At 32.9% G+C, this 18,404-nt stretch carries 23 protein-coding genes; 13 read left to right on the top strand and 10 right to left on the bottom strand.

All coding sequences use genetic code 11. The annotated features are described in order from the left end of the window. The first annotated feature begins 10 nt into the window (after positions 1–10). Both BHU68_RS08245 and BHU68_RS17635 read left to right on the top strand, forming a co-directional pair. Positions 11–217, top strand: coding sequence for a hypothetical protein (locus BHU68_RS08245; protein ID WP_069470320.1), 207 nt, complete (start codon positions 11–13; stop codon positions 215–217). 682 nt (positions 218–899) lie between these two features. Then, positions 900–1,193, top strand: a complete 294-nt coding sequence (locus tag BHU68_RS17635) for a hypothetical protein (protein ID WP_069470321.1) — start codon at positions 900–902, stop codon at positions 1,191–1,193. Positions 1,194–1,226: 33 nt separating this feature from the next. Here the strand turns inward: BHU68_RS17635 and BHU68_RS08235 are convergent, their stop codons facing one another. Genes BHU68_RS08235 through BHU68_RS08225 form a run of 3 tightly spaced genes read right to left on the bottom strand, consistent with a single transcriptional unit; the run spans position 1,227 to position 4,051 of the window. Beyond that, on the bottom strand, positions 1,227–1,595 hold the full coding sequence (locus BHU68_RS08235) for a VanZ family protein (protein ID WP_141699464.1): 369 nt from the start codon (positions 1,593–1,595) through the stop codon (positions 1,227–1,229). A gap of 54 nt (positions 1,596–1,649) precedes the next feature. Further along, entirely contained in the window at positions 1,650–2,336 is a 687-nt protein-coding gene (locus tag BHU68_RS08230) for a sulfite exporter TauE/SafE family protein (protein ID WP_069470323.1), read from the bottom strand. A gap of 5 nt (positions 2,337–2,341) precedes the next feature. After that, positions 2,342–4,051, bottom strand: a complete 1,710-nt coding sequence (locus tag BHU68_RS08225; RefSeq protein ID WP_069470324.1) for a TonB-dependent receptor domain-containing protein — start codon at positions 4,049–4,051, stop codon at positions 2,342–2,344. 330 nt (positions 4,052–4,381) lie between these two features. Between BHU68_RS08225 and BHU68_RS08220 the strand changes: the two genes are divergently transcribed. Genes BHU68_RS08220 through ftsE form a run of 3 tightly spaced genes read left to right on the top strand, consistent with a single transcriptional unit; the run spans position 4,382 to position 7,014 of the window. Continuing rightward, positions 4,382–5,344 carry a sigma-54 interaction domain-containing protein gene (locus tag BHU68_RS08220; protein ID WP_069470325.1) on the top strand — a complete coding sequence of 321 codons (963 nt, stop codon included), beginning with the start codon at positions 4,382–4,384 and terminating at the stop codon, positions 5,342–5,344. Positions 5,345–5,377: 33 nt separating this feature from the next. Next, a complete protein-coding gene (gene ftsY / locus BHU68_RS08215) occupies positions 5,378–6,346 on the top strand; it encodes a signal recognition particle-docking protein FtsY (protein WP_069470360.1) in 969 nt (322 codons plus the stop codon). Further along, complete coding sequence (ftsE, locus tag BHU68_RS08210) at positions 6,343–7,014, top strand: cell division ATP-binding protein FtsE (protein ID WP_069470326.1); 672 nt, start codon at positions 6,343–6,345, stop codon at positions 7,012–7,014. The genes ftsY and ftsE overlap by 4 nt, the downstream gene beginning before the upstream one ends. Positions 7,015–7,016: 2 nt before the next feature. On the opposite strand, the gene BHU68_RS08205 is transcribed toward ftsE, so the two are convergent. The 4 genes from BHU68_RS08205 to BHU68_RS08190 all read right to left on the bottom strand — a co-directional run bounded on the left by BHU68_RS08205 (position 7,017) and on the right by BHU68_RS08190 (position 10,616). Then, positions 7,017–7,469, bottom strand: a complete 453-nt coding sequence (locus tag BHU68_RS08205) for a DUF2919 family protein (protein ID WP_069470327.1) — start codon at positions 7,467–7,469, stop codon at positions 7,017–7,019. Between the two features lies 1 nt (position 7,470). Next, positions 7,471–7,992 (bottom strand): Fic family protein, encoded by a 522-nt coding sequence (locus tag BHU68_RS08200; protein WP_069470328.1) that lies wholly within the window; start codon positions 7,990–7,992, stop codon positions 7,471–7,473. Between the two features lie 116 nt (positions 7,993–8,108). Then, positions 8,109–9,632, bottom strand: a complete 1,524-nt coding sequence (ilvA, locus tag BHU68_RS08195; RefSeq protein WP_069470329.1) for a threonine ammonia-lyase, biosynthetic — start codon at positions 9,630–9,632, stop codon at positions 8,109–8,111. Positions 9,633–9,863: 231 nt separating this feature from the next. Then, positions 9,864–10,616 (bottom strand): cytochrome C assembly family protein, encoded by a 753-nt coding sequence (locus tag BHU68_RS08190; RefSeq protein WP_069470330.1) that lies wholly within the window; start codon positions 10,614–10,616, stop codon positions 9,864–9,866. 20 nt (positions 10,617–10,636) lie between these two features. Here BHU68_RS08190 and BHU68_RS08185 point away from each other — a divergent pair, with 20 nt between their 5' ends. Continuing rightward, positions 10,637–11,185 carry a hypothetical protein gene (locus BHU68_RS08185; protein WP_069470331.1) on the top strand — a complete coding sequence of 183 codons (549 nt, stop codon included), beginning with the start codon at positions 10,637–10,639 and terminating at the stop codon, positions 11,183–11,185. Here BHU68_RS08185 and glmM read toward each other — a convergent pair. Next, positions 11,172–12,524: a phosphoglucosamine mutase gene (gene glmM, locus BHU68_RS08180; protein ID WP_069470332.1), complete on the bottom strand. Its 1,353-nt coding sequence runs from the start codon at positions 12,522–12,524 to the stop codon at positions 11,172–11,174. The two genes, BHU68_RS08185 and glmM, sit on opposite strands and share 14 nt — an antisense overlap. A gap of 56 nt (positions 12,525–12,580) precedes the next feature. Further along, on the bottom strand, positions 12,581–13,357 hold the full coding sequence (folP, locus tag BHU68_RS08175; protein ID WP_083234242.1) for a dihydropteroate synthase: 777 nt from the start codon (positions 13,355–13,357) through the stop codon (positions 12,581–12,583). A 68-nt stretch (positions 13,358–13,425) separates the two neighbouring features. On the opposite strand from folP, the gene BHU68_RS08170 reads away from it, so the two are divergent. From BHU68_RS08170 to BHU68_RS18050, 4 genes are all read left to right on the top strand, one after another. Continuing rightward, on the top strand, positions 13,426–14,031 hold the full coding sequence (locus BHU68_RS08170) for a MotA/TolQ/ExbB proton channel family protein (protein ID WP_069470334.1): 606 nt from the start codon (positions 13,426–13,428) through the stop codon (positions 14,029–14,031). After that, positions 14,028–14,450, top strand: a complete 423-nt coding sequence (locus tag BHU68_RS08165; RefSeq protein WP_069470335.1) for an ExbD/TolR family protein — start codon at positions 14,028–14,030, stop codon at positions 14,448–14,450. Before BHU68_RS08170 ends, BHU68_RS08165 begins: the two co-directional genes overlap by 4 nt. Before the next feature lie 135 nt (positions 14,451–14,585). Then, positions 14,586–14,939: a hypothetical protein gene (locus BHU68_RS08160; protein WP_141699465.1), complete on the top strand. Its 354-nt coding sequence runs from the start codon at positions 14,586–14,588 to the stop codon at positions 14,937–14,939. Further along, complete coding sequence (locus BHU68_RS18050) at positions 14,918–15,043, top strand: hypothetical protein (protein WP_256359153.1); 126 nt, start codon at positions 14,918–14,920, stop codon at positions 15,041–15,043. Before BHU68_RS08160 ends, BHU68_RS18050 begins: the two co-directional genes overlap by 22 nt. Before the next feature lie 141 nt (positions 15,044–15,184). Here BHU68_RS18050 and BHU68_RS08155 read toward each other — a convergent pair whose 3' ends face one another. After that, the gene (locus BHU68_RS08155) at positions 15,185–16,105 is read right to left on the bottom strand and encodes an Rpn family recombination-promoting nuclease/putative transposase (RefSeq protein WP_069470337.1); all 921 of its coding nucleotides are present in this window, start codon (positions 16,103–16,105) and stop codon (positions 15,185–15,187) included. Positions 16,106–16,268: 163 nt separating this feature from the next. Between BHU68_RS08155 and lpxK the strand changes: the two genes are divergently transcribed. Genes lpxK through BHU68_RS08140 form a run of 3 tightly spaced genes read left to right on the top strand, consistent with a single transcriptional unit; the run spans position 16,269 to position 18,359 of the window. Then, positions 16,269–17,222 (top strand): tetraacyldisaccharide 4'-kinase, encoded by a 954-nt coding sequence (gene lpxK, locus BHU68_RS08150; RefSeq protein WP_102135597.1) that lies wholly within the window; start codon positions 16,269–16,271, stop codon positions 17,220–17,222. Positions 17,223–17,227: 5 nt separating this feature from the next. Further along, positions 17,228–17,764 (top strand): hypothetical protein, encoded by a 537-nt coding sequence (locus tag BHU68_RS08145; protein ID WP_069470339.1) that lies wholly within the window; start codon positions 17,228–17,230, stop codon positions 17,762–17,764. Next, positions 17,742–18,359 (top strand): hypothetical protein, encoded by a 618-nt coding sequence (locus tag BHU68_RS08140; RefSeq protein ID WP_069470340.1) that lies wholly within the window; start codon positions 17,742–17,744, stop codon positions 18,357–18,359. Before BHU68_RS08145 ends, BHU68_RS08140 begins: the two co-directional genes overlap by 23 nt. Positions 18,360–18,404 lie beyond the last annotated feature (45 nt).

Below are 18,404 nucleotides of genomic sequence, written 5' to 3'. Positions count from 1 at the left end.
ACTAATATTTTTGTTAAAAATAATTAAGTTATTAACTGATCAAATTAATTTATCATTACAACAATTAGGATGGTCTAGTAGTTTAAAAGCTTTAGAAGAAGCTCCTTTACCAAGAATCGAAAGAATTGATAGTTTTGAGCGTCGCTTTAATGAAGTCGAAAATGATAGGCAACGTGTAAAAGAGCGTCTATTAAATGCTAGTCAATGCATTATATGATAATATCATCAATATGAACATATTACAACTAGAGTTACTTGCCTTTGGGGCATTTATATTTATCCCGAGGCAGTGTTTGAATTATTACAAAAGCTTGGGGCTTAACATAAGTTAGCGAATTAATCATAAGTATAGTGAATTAGCTCCGCTCCGTTACTGCGTTTATGTGGATAAATTAATTATATTAGACATATCCCTTAATAAGTAATACCTTTGCCAAAATAAAACTGCTCTGTAGTACAACAGTTTTAAGCCTGTTTAATTATTTAGGGACAAGTCTATTATTTCGTTATTTGTAAATGATTGAATAAATAGTTTTTTACATGACCAAACACCGTCTAGGAATAAATTCCAAGGCTCAAAGCTAAAGTCACCTAAAGGTGACTAATTATACTGATAATACAATATATAACTCACTATATTAACAAATTACAATTATAGGTAAAATCATGTACTGGTTAGCTTTCTCTATATTTTCATTCATTGTTTTGCTATTAGGAATGCTTTTTTTCTATGTTTATTTTAAGTTTAAAAGAGTAAATAATTTTATGCCACACCTTTATGGAAATTCATTGCTATCCATTATATTCCTAATATAGATCCAAATGATCTTTCTCCACCTGTTTGGGCTTATGTCTTATATATTTTCACTTTAATTGCAATCATTTATCTTTATATTCAAATGCAAGCTAAAAAAGCAACTGAATTTATTGATATTCAAGATAATTCTGAAAAATCAACTGAGGTATCTGATAAAGATGAAGAAGCATTGACAAATCTTCCTCACTATAAAATGACAAAACCAGAGGAATTTTCTCCAGAAAGTCAGATTTTTTATGAGCGAATCAAACGCATCTTTGAACTTCGTAGGAATAACCGAGGAATTGAACCTAAAACATTTCCTACTTATGAACATGAATATCCTGATGGTAGAATTGTGGATGCTAAATTATATTCAGACCTGACAGGTTTTTAAAACCTGTCAGGTCTTTAGGCCAATATCTAGGTTTTAAGCAAATCGAGCATTAAAATACAAAGCCAAGCGTCCAAATACAAATATTCCAAGATAATCAGCAAATAAATCCATTAAATCAAAGGTTCTAGTCTCTACTAATAATTGAGAAATTTCTTCTAAAGTCACCAAAATCAAAATTATTATACTGCCTTTGAGGAAAGTTGAATTCAAAATACTAATTGTTGAACATTTTAAACTGAGATTAAGAAAAAATGCTAGCAAGCCCATTAAAATAAAATGCCCTAGTTTATCTGTGTATGGCACTTCATATACTATGACTGCTAAAATACCTAATTCGCCTTGATTAGCTAAAGCGATTACAAACAAGATAAAACATACATAAAATATTGTTATTAACTTCATATTCATAATTTATTTAAACCATAATTAAAATAATTAGTTTATTATTATAATGGTTTAATTATGATGTGGTGCAAATAAAATAAACAGTCCAAATAAAATCAGCATGGTTCCTGCGATTCTGCGCACTATTAGTTTTTGAGCAAATCGCGTTAGCCATTGGGCTGTTGCTCCCATTGCAAATAACATTGGTAATGTTCCTAGTCCAAAAGCTAGCATTAATAATCCACCTTGTAAAGCACTGCCTGATGTTAGTGAAAATGCTAAGATACTATAAACTAAGCCACAAGGTAGCCAACCCCATAATAATCCTAATCCTAATGCTTGTAATGGTGATTTTACTGGCAATAAGCGTCGCCCTAAAGGTTCAATTTTTCGCCATAATTTTTGACCAGCTTTTTCTAAATAAGTTAATACTTTCCACCATCCTCCTATATACAATCCAAGCAATATCATAAAGATACTTGAAACCCACATTGCCACTACACGTGGATTATCTAATGGTAATACTCCAGCAAATTGCGCTCCTAAAAAGCCCATTAATACTCCTGCTAAAGTATAACTAGCAATACGTCCAAAATTATAAGTAAATATATAAGGAGTTAACTTGCGATGAGATTGACGTATATTGTCTGGCAAACTCATAGTCAAGGCGCCAACAATACCGCCACACATTCCAATACAATGCCCGGAACCTAATAATCCGGCTATAAATGCTGAAAATAAAGTAATTTCTGTAATCATAATTTTTAAAAAGTTGTTGTTAAATTAAACCAAAAGATTCTACCGGGTTCATTAACTACTTGAATAGCTTCAGGATTAAAATAAACTATATTAGCAGGATTGACATGGTAGGCATAAGTTTTATCAAATAGGTTATTTATGCCTAATTGTAGATTCATTTGTTTGCTTATATTTATGCCACTAAATATATTTAAAATATTAAAACCAGATGTTTGTTCAATATCTAAACCACTACCGGTATTTATATTGTTATCCACTCTAGTTTGTTTAGTCGCAAATTCTAATTCACTAGCTATATACCAGTTTTTACTATATTTATAATGCAATCCCAAGCTGCCCATTAAAGGTGGTGTTTGAGCAATTGGGCGATCATCAGTAACATTAGTCGCGTGAATATAAGCTAAATTCAAATAATTAGACCAAGTATGATTCCATTTTAGATTGCTTTTCCATTCAAAACCATACAATCGCGCATCTATATTACGATATATATTGCTATTATCAATAGCATGGGCGCGATCTCTTAATATGTAATCAGTTGCATCATTATAAAATATTGATGCCTTTTGTTGCCAGCCTTTAGATTTCCAAGAAATTCCCAATTTTACTTGATGAGTTTGTTCAGGGTTTAAATTTGGATTTCCAATTCCATTTCTAATCGGATTGATGCCACGAACTGCGATAAAACGTTCCATTGCTGTAGCTGTACGTACAGCGCGACTTAGATTGATAAATACAAAACCATTTTTTAATTTATATTTATAATTAATCAATCCATCTATATGATTTTCTTCATTATATTGCGCTGTGGTACCATAATATTTTAGATATAAATCATTTGGTGTGATACCTCCCATAGCAGTCTGAGCAGCTCGATTAGCCTGAGTTGATACATGACGATAACGTAAAGCCGCTTTTAGAGATGGCATCAACATTTCACCAAACAACATAGTCTGTTGCAAATCAATATCTGGCAACATAATTGATTGCAATTTAGTGGGAATTGCGACATTAGGAGAACCAGCAAAACGATTGGTATCTTTATTATAAGATTTATGATCAATTCCTAAAGTCCATTTAATATTATTAGTAGTCAACCAATCCTGAGTAATACGCCCACCTTGCATATTAAAATGCCCACGCATTACCATTTTCATAGGGCTAATTAATGAGCGCAAAGAATAATTATCCATGACTCTATCAACTTCAGAATAATAGAACATGGCTTTAGTACCGAATTCATTTTGAAATTTAAAACGAATACTATTTTTATCATTTTGAGGTAAATCCATACAGGCATGAGCATATAAAGCAGCATCATCAGTCTCAGCCGCTTCAAGGCTTAGTTCAAAACGAGTTTTCTTAGTAGGAGTATAGCCAAAAATTAAGCTACCAGTTTGATGAGTAAAAGCAGAATTGATTTGATTGCCATCACCATCTTTATAATTATCAACATTTAAATGTTTAATAATGCCGCGCACAAAACCTTGTGTATTACCAAGCGTAATATCACTTAATAGTTGTTTGCTATTGCTATTATAAATAGGATTAATTTTACCGCGTATAGATTCTCCTTGTTTGAAACGTGAAGTAGATTTAGAACCCTTCATTTTCATATTGTAATAAGTATTTATTGGCGAATAAGGTTCATTAGCTTGCAAATGATAGGGAATAGTTGCTAATACAGTGAAAAAAACAAAATGCCTTACAGTCATTATTTATCAAAATTTTCTAAAACAAGTCTATTTAGCATAGCTTGTACCAGTATTTAAAAATATAAAATAACTATATATATTAAGCAACTATATTAGTTTATAATTTATTTATATGTTTGTAAATATGTTATTTCACATAATAGTGTGTGAAATAACGAGAAAAAATCAAGCTACTAATTGTCTGTACCTTGATTTTTCTTGATTTTCTTGATTTTCTTGATTACTGTCACCTTTTTATTAAAAAAATCATGCTAAAATTGTCTGAATTAGAATTTACAAATTATTAAATAATCAAGCTAATCAAGAAAATCCAAAAAATCAAGGTACAGAATGTCAGACTTTTTTGATAAACAATTATTAGGCAATTCAGGAGAATTTTGCACAGTAATTCGTGCAGCTCGTATCGCTGCAATCACAGATGTGACACTACTTCTTTTAGGAGAAAGCGGCACCGGTAAAGAATTATTAGCACAAGCTATTCATCAACATAGTAGCCGAGCTGATAAACCATTTATTGCCATTAATTGTGCCGCTTTACCTGAAAATTTAGCAGAATCAGAACTATTTGGGCATCGTAAAGGTGCTTTTACTGGAGCTATTACTAATCAACAAGGGCGCATACAAGCCGCTAATGGTGGCACATTATTTTTAGATGAAATCGGAGAATTACCGCTAAATATTCAAGCAAAATTATTACGCTTTTTAGAAAGCGGAGAATGTCAAGTAATTGGCAAAACTCAAATAGAAAAGATTAATACTCGTATTTTAGCAGCTACAAACCGTGATTTATATACTCAAGTACAACAAGGAAAATTTCGACAAGACTTATATTATCGTTTAAATATTGTACCTTTAGAGCTACCACCATTACGTAAACGTATAGATGATTTAGAAATGTTGCTACACAAATTTACAAAACAACTAGCGCAACATCATAACTTAGCCGCACCCACCTATCCAAAACAAACAATAAAATATTTGCGTCAATATAAATGGGCAGGCAATATTAGAGAACTACGTAATTTTTGTGAACGAATGCTAATTTTATTCAGCGGCAAAACCATTACATCTCAGCACTTACCCAAAGAATTTCAAGACAAACAATTTGAAACTAATGATTTTATCTTACCAGAAACAGGGATAAATTTAAAAAACTTTGAAATTCAAATGATAAAACAAGCACTAGAAAAAACCTATGGCAACCGCACTCAAGCGGCGCGATTATTAGGTTTAACTAGAGATGCTTTTTTATATAGAATCAAAAAATATCTGATAGACTATTCAATGTTATAATGAATGTTTTTTAGATTAACTACAAAAACACTAATGTTTGGATTCAAGAAAAAAACAACTGAACAACCGACAGAACAAAAAGGTTTATTTTCTCGTCTGAAAAAGGGATTAAATCGAACTCGTGAAAATTTCACTCTAGGCTTAGCCAATATATTATTAGGTAAAAAGTCTATTGATGATGATTTGCTTGAAGAAATTGAAACTCTACTTTTGACTTCTGATGTTGGAGTGGATGCAACTAATGTGCTTATAAATGATTTAACTGAAAAAGTTGAACGCAAACAGCTCACTGATCCTAATGCCTTATTTCAGGTTTTACATGAGAATATGCAGGCTATTTTACAACCAGTTGAAAAACCATTAATTATACCTGAAAATCAGCAAAAACCATTTGTTATTTTAATGGTAGGTATTAATGGAGCTGGTAAAACCACAACAATTGGTAAATTAGCTAAACGTTTTCAAGCCCAAGGGCGTTCTGTAATGTTAGCTGCTGGTGATACTTTTAGAGCTGCCGCTGTTGATCAACTAAAAGTTTGGGGTGAGCGTAATAATGTGCCAGTAATAGCTCAACATGATCGCGCTGATTCTGCCTCGGTTATTTATGACGCTTTACAAGCCGCAACTGCGCGTGGTATTAATGTATTAATTGCTGATACCGCAGGGCGTTTGCATACTCAATCTAATTTAATGGAAGAATTGAAAAAAGTTAAGCGCGTAATTCAAAAATTTGATTCCGAGGCTCCTCATGAAGTTATGTTAGCAATTGATGCAGGCATTGGTCAAAATGCGCTTGTACAAGTAAAAGAATTTACTCAAGCTGTTGGAGTTACAGGTTTGACGCTAACAAAATTAGACGGCACAGCCAAAGGCGGTATTGTATTTGCGATGGCAAAACAAAGCGCAATACCAATTCGTTTTATCGGTATCGGTGAAAAAGTTGACGATTTAAGACAATTTGAAGCTGCTAATTTTGTGGATGCCTTATTAAGTAAAGAATGATAGTTTTTACTAATGTCAGTAAACGTTATCCTAATGGAACTCAAGCACTTAAAAATGTGCAATTCCATTTAAAGAAAGGCGAAATGGCGTTTGTAACTGGTCATTCTGGAGCTGGTAAAACTACTTTATTGCGTTTAATCGCGCTAATTGAACGCAATACTGGAGGGCAAATTTTAGTAGGTGGGCAAAATCTAAGCCGCTTAGCTGCACATCGTATTCCTTATTTAAGACGTAAAATTGGTTTTACTTATCAAGATCATCGTTTACTGTTTGATCGAACTGTATTTGATAATGTTGCTTTACCATTAATAGTTTCCAATTTTAAACCACAAGATATTCGTCGTAGAGTGCGAGCTGCCTTAGATAAAGTAGGATTATTGAATAAAGAAAAAAGCTATCCAATAACCTTATCAAGCGGGCAACAACAGCGAGTTGGTATAGCTCGCGCAGTTGTGAATAAGCCACCGATTTTATTAGCAGATGAGCCAACAGGTAATCTTGATCCCGGTTTAGCCAAAGAAATTATGAATTTATACCAAGAATTCAATCAAGTAGGCGTAACAGTATTAGTTGCCTCACATGCACTAGGATTAATTAAAGCGATGGGGCATCGTACTCTAATTTTGCAAGAAGGTAAATTAATTGGCGATATTTACCCACGATCATAGTTTTATTTATGAGGAAATTCTGCAAAAACATCAATAATCCGCTTTGATCTGATCAGATAAACTATAAAAATTACATCAAGATAAATAAACATTAAATTAATTCCATTTAATTGTTGTATTTCAAACCAGAGAAATAAGCTTAATAAGACTAATTCCGAGATCAAACTAAATAATAACAAGTTGTTAGCATTTTTCCAGAACCAAATTAATAAAACTGATTTGGTGCTTGGAACACGTCTGATCATGCTAATGAGAACAAATACTGCTGGCAGACTACAAGTTAATAAAGCGATATGGAATTGATCATGCGCCAATGTTTTAAAAAACGGAATAGCTGAAATCATTGGCAATAGAAAAATGACAAAATATTTTAATAAATAGATATTTAAAACTATTAAAAGAGATGGTATCTTTAATACGTGGTATTCATTGTAATCTTCAAAATTGTATTTCATGTTATTCATTCATAATTTTAATGATTCTTTCATCTAAGCAGGAACGTAAAAAGCTATTCATTGCTTTCTGATCACCTGTTTGATAAAAACTTAGCATCAATTGATTAAATTCTAATTGTCTTCTAGCAGGAAGATTAATAGCAGGATAGCCAAAGCTTAATAAAAGCCCATTCATGATAAAACGCCCCATGCGCTTATTGACATCATAAAAAAATTGACATCGAGCCATTGTAAGAAAAAAATGAATGGCTCGATCATAAATATCTTCTATTTTAGCAGCATCATCTAGCATTTTCTCAAACAATTCTGGTAACAAATCTGCTTCTGAACGGAATTTACCCCATTCCAAAGCTTCCTCTTTGGCAGCTATGAAATGAAGAGCGCATACTGTTTCAACAGTGATTTCAAATTTATTATGTTCTATTAATTTAAATAATGTTCGCCATGTATCAGCTTGATTTAATGCAATTTGTTGATCACTAATTTTATGTCCACCAACTGTAACTCCATCTAATAAAGTCATAATTTATGGTAGAGTAAAATGAATTCCCTCCAAATTTACTGCATCATATACAAACTCAGGTAATTGACGCTTAGCAAGCATTATTGCTTTTGGTTTATTTGGTTTTAACATATGAATTAATACTTCAAAAACAACTGATAAGCAGGATTATCAACTTCTTTCCAGCAGGTATAATTTAAATTATCCAAAAACTCTTGGAATTCTGTCAATTGTTCATCAGCTACTTGAATTCCTACCAATACTCGTCCATAAGCGGCTCCATGATTACGATAATGGAATAAGCTAATATTCCAACGTTCTCCCAGACGAGTTAGAAAATGTAATAATCCTCCCGGTCTTTCTGGGAATTCAAATCTATATAGGCGTTCATTTAATAAATGTGGAGGATGCCCACCTACCATATGACGGATATGAGATTTTGCTATTTCATTGTCTGTCATATCTAAGATTGAATAGTTTTTTTCTTCTAAACTATTAATTAATTTTTCTTTTTCTTCAATTCCTGCCGCTAAACGTACACCAACAAATACATGAGCTTTGTGATCATCGGCATAACGATAATTAAATTCTGTTATTACACGCTGTCCAATTGCATGACAGAATTTACGGAAACTACCCGGTTCTTCAGGAATTGTAACTGCCATTAAAGCCTCACGTCGTTCACCAATCTCAGTGCGTTCAGCTACATAACCTAAACGGTCAAAATTCATATTTGCGCCGCTAGCAATAGTGACTAAATGTTTATCCTCACATTGTTCTCGCTCAATATATTGCTTCAAACCAGCTAAAGCTAAACCTCCTGCTGGTTCCACAATACTACGTGTTTCATCAAAAATATCCTTAATAGCGGCACAGATTTCATCAGCACTAACTAACAATACTTCATCAACATAATTACGTGCAATTTCAAAAGGTAATTCTCCGACTTGCCGTACTGCTACACCATCTGCAAAAATACCTACTTGATCCAAAATCACACGCTCATTAGCCGCTAGAGCTTCATATAAACAAGGCGCATCATCAGGTTCTACTCCAATGATTTTAATTTCTGGTCGTAAATATTTCACATAAGCGGCGATACCAGCAATTAAACCTCCGCCACCAACAGGAATAAAAATAGCTTCCAAAGGCTTATTGTGTTGCTGCAAGATTTCCATACCCACAGTGCCTTGCCCTGCAATCACGTCGGCATCATCATATGGATGTATATAAGCTAATTGTTTTTCTATAACTAATTGTTTAGCATACTTACTAGCATCATCATAAGTAGTGCCATGCAAGACTACCTCAGCACCATAACTACGTACAGCGGCGACTTTAATATCAGGCGTGGTTTTAGGCATCACGATTATAGCTGGTATATTTAATTTAGCTGCTGATAATGCGACACCCTGAGCATGATTACCAGCAGAAGCAGCTACAACACCTTTAGCAGCTATTTCTGCTGACAAAGAACTAATCTTATTATACGCACCACGTATTTTAAAAGAAAAGACTGATTGCATATCTTCTCTTTTAATCCAAATATGATTATTAAATTTTTTTGAAAGAGTATTAGCCTTATCTAATCGCGTCTTTTCAGCGACATCATAAACACGGGCTTGAAGAATTTTTTTGAGATAGAAGTTGTTGTCATTCATTATGAAATACTATCATAATTAGAACAGTCTGAAAGGAAAAATTGGTGGTACAGTCGAATGTGACCAGCATTCACTGCACCTAACCATCATTGCAAACTAGGTAGGAGTAGTTATCATCATGGTACCTAGTATATAGCAATAGCGATGCCAATTTAATAATCATTGTAAATCCCCTTTCGGGGATTTTAAATTAAAATTTAATTGTCAAATTTTCAGCTAAACGTCACCGATCTAACGATGTAAAATCAATTCTAATACTAATTTAGAGCCAAAATAACCGAGCATCAATACTGCAAATCCAGTTAAAGTCCATCTTATAGTGGTTTTTCCGCGCCAACCATAACTGAAATGTCCCCAAAGTAATATGGCAAATACGCTCCAAGCTATCACAGATAACACTGTTTTATGCAATAAATGTTGTGCAAATAAGTTTTCTATAAAAACAACACCTGTGATCAAACTTAAACTTAACCATATAAAACCTAAGGCAATTATTTGATATAATAATTTTTCCATTACTTGTAATGGTGGTAAAGCTTTTATTACTGATATTGGATGTTTATGGTGTAATTGATAATCTTGAAAAGCTAAAAATATTGCTTGTAATGCCGAAATATTCAATAAACTATAAGCAATAATAGAAGATAAAATATGGAAACTAACTCCCAAATCGGCAGCCAAAATATCTTCAGTATGAAAATAACTTTCTACACCAATAATTATTGCTGCTATTGGAAATATTACTAGAATTAAATTTTTTACTCTTTGCTTTATAGCGGTTATTAATAATAATGCTGCAATCATCCAAATCATCATGGATGCAGCGTTAAAAAAACCAAAATTTAAGCCTACAGGTGTTACTATATTTTGATATAACAAGATAGCATGTAAGCTGATTGCAAATCCACCTAGAATTAGTATAATAGATTTATAATTATAAAATACAACTACCAGTAAATATAAAATTATCGTTAATAAGCTCATTTTAACCTTGGATATTTAATATGAATAAGAATCATTTACTAATTTACTCAATTTTGTTAATTTCTTCAAGCGCGTTTTCTAAAGATATTATATGCGCTAATTCTCCTGATGGCAAACCAGTGATTAAAAATCAAGTCTTAACATGTGACTTACGCACATCATCATCAAATAATTTATTGAGAAAAACTTTTGGTTTAGTAGAAACTGTTGAAATATCATCTGATATTCGTTTGAAGGTAAATCCACAGGATATACATAGTATTTTAGGAGAAGATAAGATTAGTCTGCCAAAACATCCAGTATCAGCGAATTTAATCATGAATGGAGGAGGGCAAATTTTGCACACTACTATGATGGTAAATCCAGTTTTAACTAAAACTGGTGAAGAAATTTGTGATTTAAAATTTATAGATTTCCAACCCAATATCAGTAATTTTCAAAGCCCAGATTTACCGAGTTGGATCTTAAAAGGCATTGAAAAGACTCTGAATCATAATCAAAGTCTTCATAACAAAGTGTTAAAACTAGCCAATCAAGCAGCAGCTAAGTTGCGTGTTAATTGCCAATAGCAGCAACTTCATTTTTAACTACATCTGCTAATTGATGCACTATAGTATCAACTTTTTGTCTATTCACGCCTTCAACCATAACCCTAACTAAGGGTTCTGTGCCGCTGGGGCGTAATAAAACTCTACCATCACTACTTAATTCTTGTTCAGCTTCTGCTACTGCATTTTTTATTGATGGTAATGAGGTTACATCCATTCCCGGTTTAATTTTTACATTAATCATACGTTGTGGACATTTTGTCATTCCACTTTTTAATATATGTAAAGGTAAACCTGTTTCTTGGATAATCGCTAATATTTGTAAAGCTATGATAGTACCATCACCAGTAGTAGTACGATCTAAACACAGAATATGACCAGATGATTCTCCACCTATATTTCCACCTTTTTCTTGTAACATTTCTAAAACATGGCGATCTCCAACTTTGGCTCTAGCAAAAGAAATACCTAGTTTTTCAAGGGCTTGCTCTAATCCTAAATTGCTCATAACCGTACCAACAACCGGACCACGTAAAGTACCTGCTTTATGACGCGCCTGAGCAATTATATATAATAAATCATCACCATCTAGTAAATTTCCTTGGGCATCTACCATTAAAACGCGATCACCATCACCATCTAATGCAATTCCTAAATCCGCATTTTGATATACCACCGCTGTTTGCAAGGCTTGAGGTTGAGTGGAACCATAACCGGCATTAATATTAATACCATTTGGTTGAGCACCAATAGTTTCTATAGCGGCACCTAATTCATGAAATACTTTTGGAGCTGTATAATAAGTTGCACCATGAGCGCAATCAACTACAATTTTTAAGCCTTTTAAACTAATATTAAACGGAATAGTACTCTTACAATATTCAATATAACGACCAGCGGCATCTTCTATACGTTTTACTTTACCTAGTCTATCAGAACCTACGACTTGCATAGGTTTATCCATTTCAGCTTCAATTGCCAGTTCTACATCATCTGGTAATTTTTTGCCTGTACTAGAAAAGAATTTAATTCCATTATCTTGATAAGGGTTATGTGAAGCACTAATCACAATTCCTGCAACTGCATGAAATGTACGAGTTAAATAAGCAATTGCAGGTGTAGGCATTGGACCTAATAAACGAGTTTCCATACCTGCTGCTGATAAACCAGCTTGTAAAGCTGATTCAAACATATAACCAGAAATACGAGTATCTTTACCTATTAAAACTTTGTTGGCATCAGCACCATTTCTTAAAACTCGTCCAACTGCCCAGCCTAATTTTAAAACAAATTCTGGAGTAATGACTCCAGTGCCTACTTCGCCTCTAATACCATCAGTGCCAAAAAATTTGCGTTTCATGAAAAATTCCTTAATGATTATTATAATATGGAAAAAGGTTGAATTCTTGGGTTAGTCTAATTTAAGACAGCATCTGTCATTTTTAGTGCATCTACTGTTGCAGCAACATCATGAGTACGAATAATACTCGCACCCTTACTGATAGCTAAAACCGCTAAGGCTAAACTGCCATATAAACGTTCGGTCACTTGCTTATTTAGTATATTGCCAATAAATGACTTGCGTGAAATACCTACCAAGACTGGATAACCCAGTTGAGAAAACACCTGTAAATTTTTCATTAAAAGCAAATTATGCACCACGGTTTTGCCAAAACCAAATCCGGGATCAATGATAATTCGATTTGAGGTTATACCAGCATTTATACATGCTTGAGTTCGCATTAGCAAAAACGCTTTTATGTCTTCAATGACATTATCATATTTTGGATTTTTTTGCATAGTTCTTGGTTCACCTTGCATGTGCATCAAGCATACTTTGACAGTATCTGAAGCTGCAACAGCGGCTATACTATCTTCTCCAGTTAATGCCATTACGTCGTTAATAATGTCAACACCAGCCGCAATAGCCTCGCGCATTACAAGTGATTTACTAGTATCGACTGAAATTGAAACTGAGAATTCAGCGCGAATTTTTTCTACTAGTGGAATGACTCGATCTAATTCTTCTTGTACAGATACTGGCTCAGCACCGGGGCGTGTCGATTCGCCGCCAATATCAATAATATCTGCACCTTCTGCAATTAATTGTTTTGCTTGTTTAAAGGCATTATTTTGAGATAAAAAAAGTCCGCCATCTGAAAATGAATCGGGAGTTACATTGACGATACCCATCACTTTTTGCACGTTTATTCCTTTTAAATGGTAAAATTTAAATTTTAACATAATGAAAGGATTTGTAAGTGTTTGAAATTATTAGTTCTGGTGGGATAGTGATATGGCCAATTATCCTATGTTCTATAATAGTAATGGCAATTATAGGTGAACGTTTTTGGGCTTTAAGAAAAGATGTTATTATTCCTAAAACTTTGGTTGCTCAAGTTTGGAAATGGATGGATGAAGGTAAGTTAGATAATCAGCGTCTGGTTTTTTTACGTAAGCATTCACTTTTAGGATATATTTTAGCTTCTGGTTTAGTACATAGAACTCGTTCTAAGATGAAATCTAGTATGGAAGATGCTGGTCGTCAAGTAGTTCCTAAGCTTGAAAAGCATTTAAATATTTTAGGTACCATTGCTGAAATCGCACCTTTATTAGGTTTGTTAGGTACAATTTCAGGCATGATTAAAATGTTTACGGCGATTGGAGAAGTTGGCTTGGGTAATCCCCTTGTGTTGTCAACTGGTATTTCTGAGGCTTTAATTACAACTGCTGCTGGTTTAATTGTTGCGATTCCTGCTTTTATATTTTATCGTTATTTTCGTGCGAAAGTTGATCATTTGACATTATCTATGGAACAAGAAGCAGTTAGATTAATAGAATTATTAGACGCTGAACGCCGCTCATGAATTTTTCTCGGAATAAAAAGCATGATAATTTTGGTGTGACTTTAACCCCTTTAATTGATACTGTATTTTTATTGCTAATTTTTTTCATGATGACAACTACTTTTGATAAAGAGTCACAGTTGAAAATTAATTTACCTGTGGCGAGTGGAGAGAAGATAAATCATCAACAAAAGTTAATTAGAATTATTATTGATGCAAATGGAGAATTTGCAATTAATGATAGAAAACATAGCTTAATTAATACTCAATTAGATACCTTAAAACGCGCTTTAAAAGATGTTGCGGCTAATGAAAAAAATCCTAAATTATTAATAAGTGCTGATAAAAATGCACCACATCATGCTGTTATGAAAGCAATGGAAGCGGCTAGGGATTTAGGATTTGTACGTTTAAGTTTTGAAGCTAAGCAAGAAAGCTAAGGAATTAGAATTCAGACCTCAGACCTGACAGGTTTTAAAAACCTGTCAGGTCTAAAACTCAATGAAAATTTTTTTCAATATTAACATTATAAAATTTTATGACAAAATATTTTGGTATTTTGGTTCCTTTTATAGATGATTTCACTGGTAAAGAAACTGATAATAAAGGAATCTTTGAATGAAGTGGCTAAGACTATTCTTAGTAGTGATATTAGTGGGGATGGCAATGTTAATGTTGATGATTTGTTGGTGTTTGATTATCAAACTAATTTAAATGATATAAATAGTTCCGAATTTTCTACTGATAAGTTGGAACAAATTGTTTCGGATATTTATCAAGGGGATTTTGGTTATGGGGATTATATCGCAACCTCTTCTATTGGAAATTATACGGATGTTATTAGTGGCATGGTAGAAGTAGTTTTATCCAATGATGAAACAAAGGCTTATATCGCAAATGGAGAGGAATGTTACCTGAAGAAAGAATAACATTATCCCAAGATGGGAAAAGAGCATTTGTAGTAGGTGATGGATTAAAAATAATAGATTTAGAACTATTCACTCCAATTTCAAACAATTCATCAACTAAGTAGCTAATTTTTAATAATGTAACTGATTTACGCACAGTTATTCTAAAATTTCTGTAGGTTGGGTTTCCTATCGTCAGCCCAACCTACATTTTACAATTTATCTTAAAGTTTGGACATAAGGTTGCGATGATAAAACACGTAAAATTACTTCAAAATATTTTTAACATAATTCTGTGTTATCCCAGCAAATTCAGCAATCATTTCAATATCTAATCCTTTTTTATGCATACGTAATACTGTTTGACGTATGTTTTCAAGTTTTCCTTTATCGATTCCTTTTTCGATTCCTGTTTTGATTCCTTTTTCTATCCCTTTATCTACACCATCCAAGTAACCTTCACCATAACTAGATTCAAACATGCTAGCTTGATAATGTAAATCATCTTGGTAAGCTTCGTAAGCTTTACGCTGTTCTGCTGGTAATTTCATTAAGTCTAATTTTTCTTTGGCTTCCAGTAATCCTTTAGCACTAAAATCTTCCTTTATTTCTTCATTTTTTAAAAAGAATATCCATTCATCCAAAGTATCTTTTGCAACATCATTAAAACGATTTATATTTATAAGATAATATTCAGGATATAATTCAGCAATTGTCTTTTGTTCAAATTTTTGTTTCTGTTTTTTACTTAATTTCAGTTGATCATTATTATGAATACCTATAAAATCAGTACTGCCTTTATAAATATAATCCTTGCCAATTCCTAAATTAAAGTAGAGAAGATTTACTGAAATTACTTTGGTAATTGCTTCATAAGGATCGCCTTCTTTTAAATGTTCAGTTATCGTTTTTGAAACACCAAAAAGTATTCTTTGTAAATAATCTGATTCATAACTATACTGCACTTCAATGATAATAATATTAGCTTGTTGATCTTTTACTTTTAAATCAACACGATTGAATTTATCATACAAATAATCTGGATTACTTTCGCTTTCTAATATCTCTAATATCTTGATGTCAAATTTGAGTAATTCACTAAGAAATCCTTCCAAAATACCGAAATTCGCTTTGCTTCTTAATAGTTTTTTTATTGCCCAATCAAAGCTTATTAGCTTTCTACTCATGTATTTACTCCTGAAATTAACTAGCTTAAATTCAATGATTATATCATTTTTAGTTATTGCTTGAATTCCAATTAATGCCCCATATTGCAATATTAACATCAGAAAATTTATTAAACATAAGCTAATACCAATAAAGTAGCAAACAAACATAACAGGATTTAAAATGAACTTAGAAAGATTATGGTATAGTAACAAAAATTTTTTCAGTTTGGCTTTACTACCTTTGGCTGGCTTGTATTGTTTAGTTGTAAAAATACGCCAACAAGCTTATAAGCGTCAATGGATCAGCAGTAAAAAATTTCCTGTACCTATTATTGTAGTCGGTAATATTACAGTAGGCGGTACAGGAAAAACACCATTAGTAATATGGCTAGCCAAGTTTTTGAAAAAACAAGGATTTAATGTAGGTATAATTAGTAGAGGTTATGGTGGAAGCAGTAAATCATGGCCGCAAGCGGTTTTTCCTGATAGTGATCCGCTGCTTGTAGGTGATGAACCTGTATTAATTGCACGCAACAGTGGCTGTCCAGTGGCAGTTGCTCCTAAACGTAGTTTAGCAGTTGAATATTTATTAGACAAGTATAATTGTAATCTGATTATTAGCGATGATGGTTTGCAACATTATGCTTTAAAACGCGATATAGAAATTGCTGTGGTTGATGCTAAGCGTCGTTATGGTAATGGGCTTTGTTTACCGGCTGGACCTTTACGTGAACCATTGTCTCGTTTAAAAGCAGTTGATTGGATTATTCATAAAGGAATAGAACTTGAATATGAAATTCAAGAATTGCGGCGTGTCAGTGATGATCAGATTGTAACAGCTTTAGCTAATCAAAAAGTACATGCAATTGCAGCTATCGGTAATCCTGCTGGGTTTTTTCAATTGCTGCGTCAATATGGATTAATATTAGATTGTCATAAATTTAGAGATCATCATATTTATACAGAAAATGATATTCTATTTGATGATGATTTACCTGTTATTATGACAGAAAAAGATGCGGTAAAATGTAAAAAGTTTGCTAAGCAACAGCATTTGTATTTACCGATAACAGCTAAATTACCTGAATCATTTACAGCGCAAATTAATAAAAAATTATTTATAACACAAGTCTGATAACTATGAAATTACAACTTTTTGGTATTCTTATTTTATGCCTAATATCTTTGTCTGCTCAATCAGAAACCACCGTTATAAGTGGCGACTTTTTGAATGATTTACGTCGCACTCCTGTTGTTGGGGGTGGTTTTTCGCTTACTACTGAAGATTATAAGTCGGTTTGTTTTGAAAAAATTGAAGTTTCAAAACCGTCGTATGATTTATATTATGACTTTCAATCCATTGAAGCAAATTGGCGTGAACAATTTTATCGTCAGCATAAGCCTGACAGTTCTGCACGTTTAAGCTATTGGTTTCTTGATCAATCAGTAGAAACTGGAGATAGTTTACGTATCTTGGCGCGAATACAACTTAAAAGTTATTATGCTGCTTTAAATGAAAGCCAAAGTCAATTAAGTGAAGCCGCTAGGGCATTGTTGGAAAAGCAAGATATTACTGGTTTTTTTGATGCTTGTGGCACTTATTATATTAAAACCATAAGTCGCTATTCTACTCTTTATGCTCTTTTCAGCTTGGTTGATAAAAAAAACTACTGTTAAAGATTTTCAATATCACTTAGAACGACTTTTTCAAAGCATTCAAAACAGCAAAACTGAAAGTTTTTTTGAAAACAAAGCCCTCTATATTAGATTAGCAGGTTTTGGTTTGGGAAAACAACATATGGTTAGTCTTGCGCCTACTGATTTAGACAGCTTTAAAAAAATTCTGCAAAATTCTACGCAAGCTATGGCTGGTATTCATACTGGGCGCGTCGAAGCTCTGGAAATAATTCCTTGGATGGATAATTTAAATTTCCAATTTTATCTTCTTCCTTTAGTCGAAAACGACACTAGTAAAAATCGTTTTTCGCGTAAATGGATTGTTGCTGAAAATAGCGAATTTATCGCACTGCTTAAAAATAACTATCGAGAACTACAAGAACAATACTTTATGAGTCTCAATTGTCAACTCAAATTTAATCGGCAGATTTCGCGACACAAGAATTGGAAACAGATTAAATTTCGTAACCATCGCGCAAAACAAACGATTACTGGCGAAGAATTGTCTAAAAAATTAAAACCTCAGCCACTTTATGATAAGTGGCAAAAATTTACTCAAAGAGCTGATGAATGCTTAGCTGATCTTGAATCATAAATTACTATAAAATCATATCGTAAAATTAACTATTGTGCCGATATG

This window comes from Candidatus Marithrix sp. Canyon 246 (assembly GCF_001723685.1).
Lineage (GTDB): Bacteria > Pseudomonadota > Gammaproteobacteria > Beggiatoales > Beggiatoaceae > Marithrix.
This window is presented reverse-complemented; position numbering and strand designations above follow the sequence as displayed.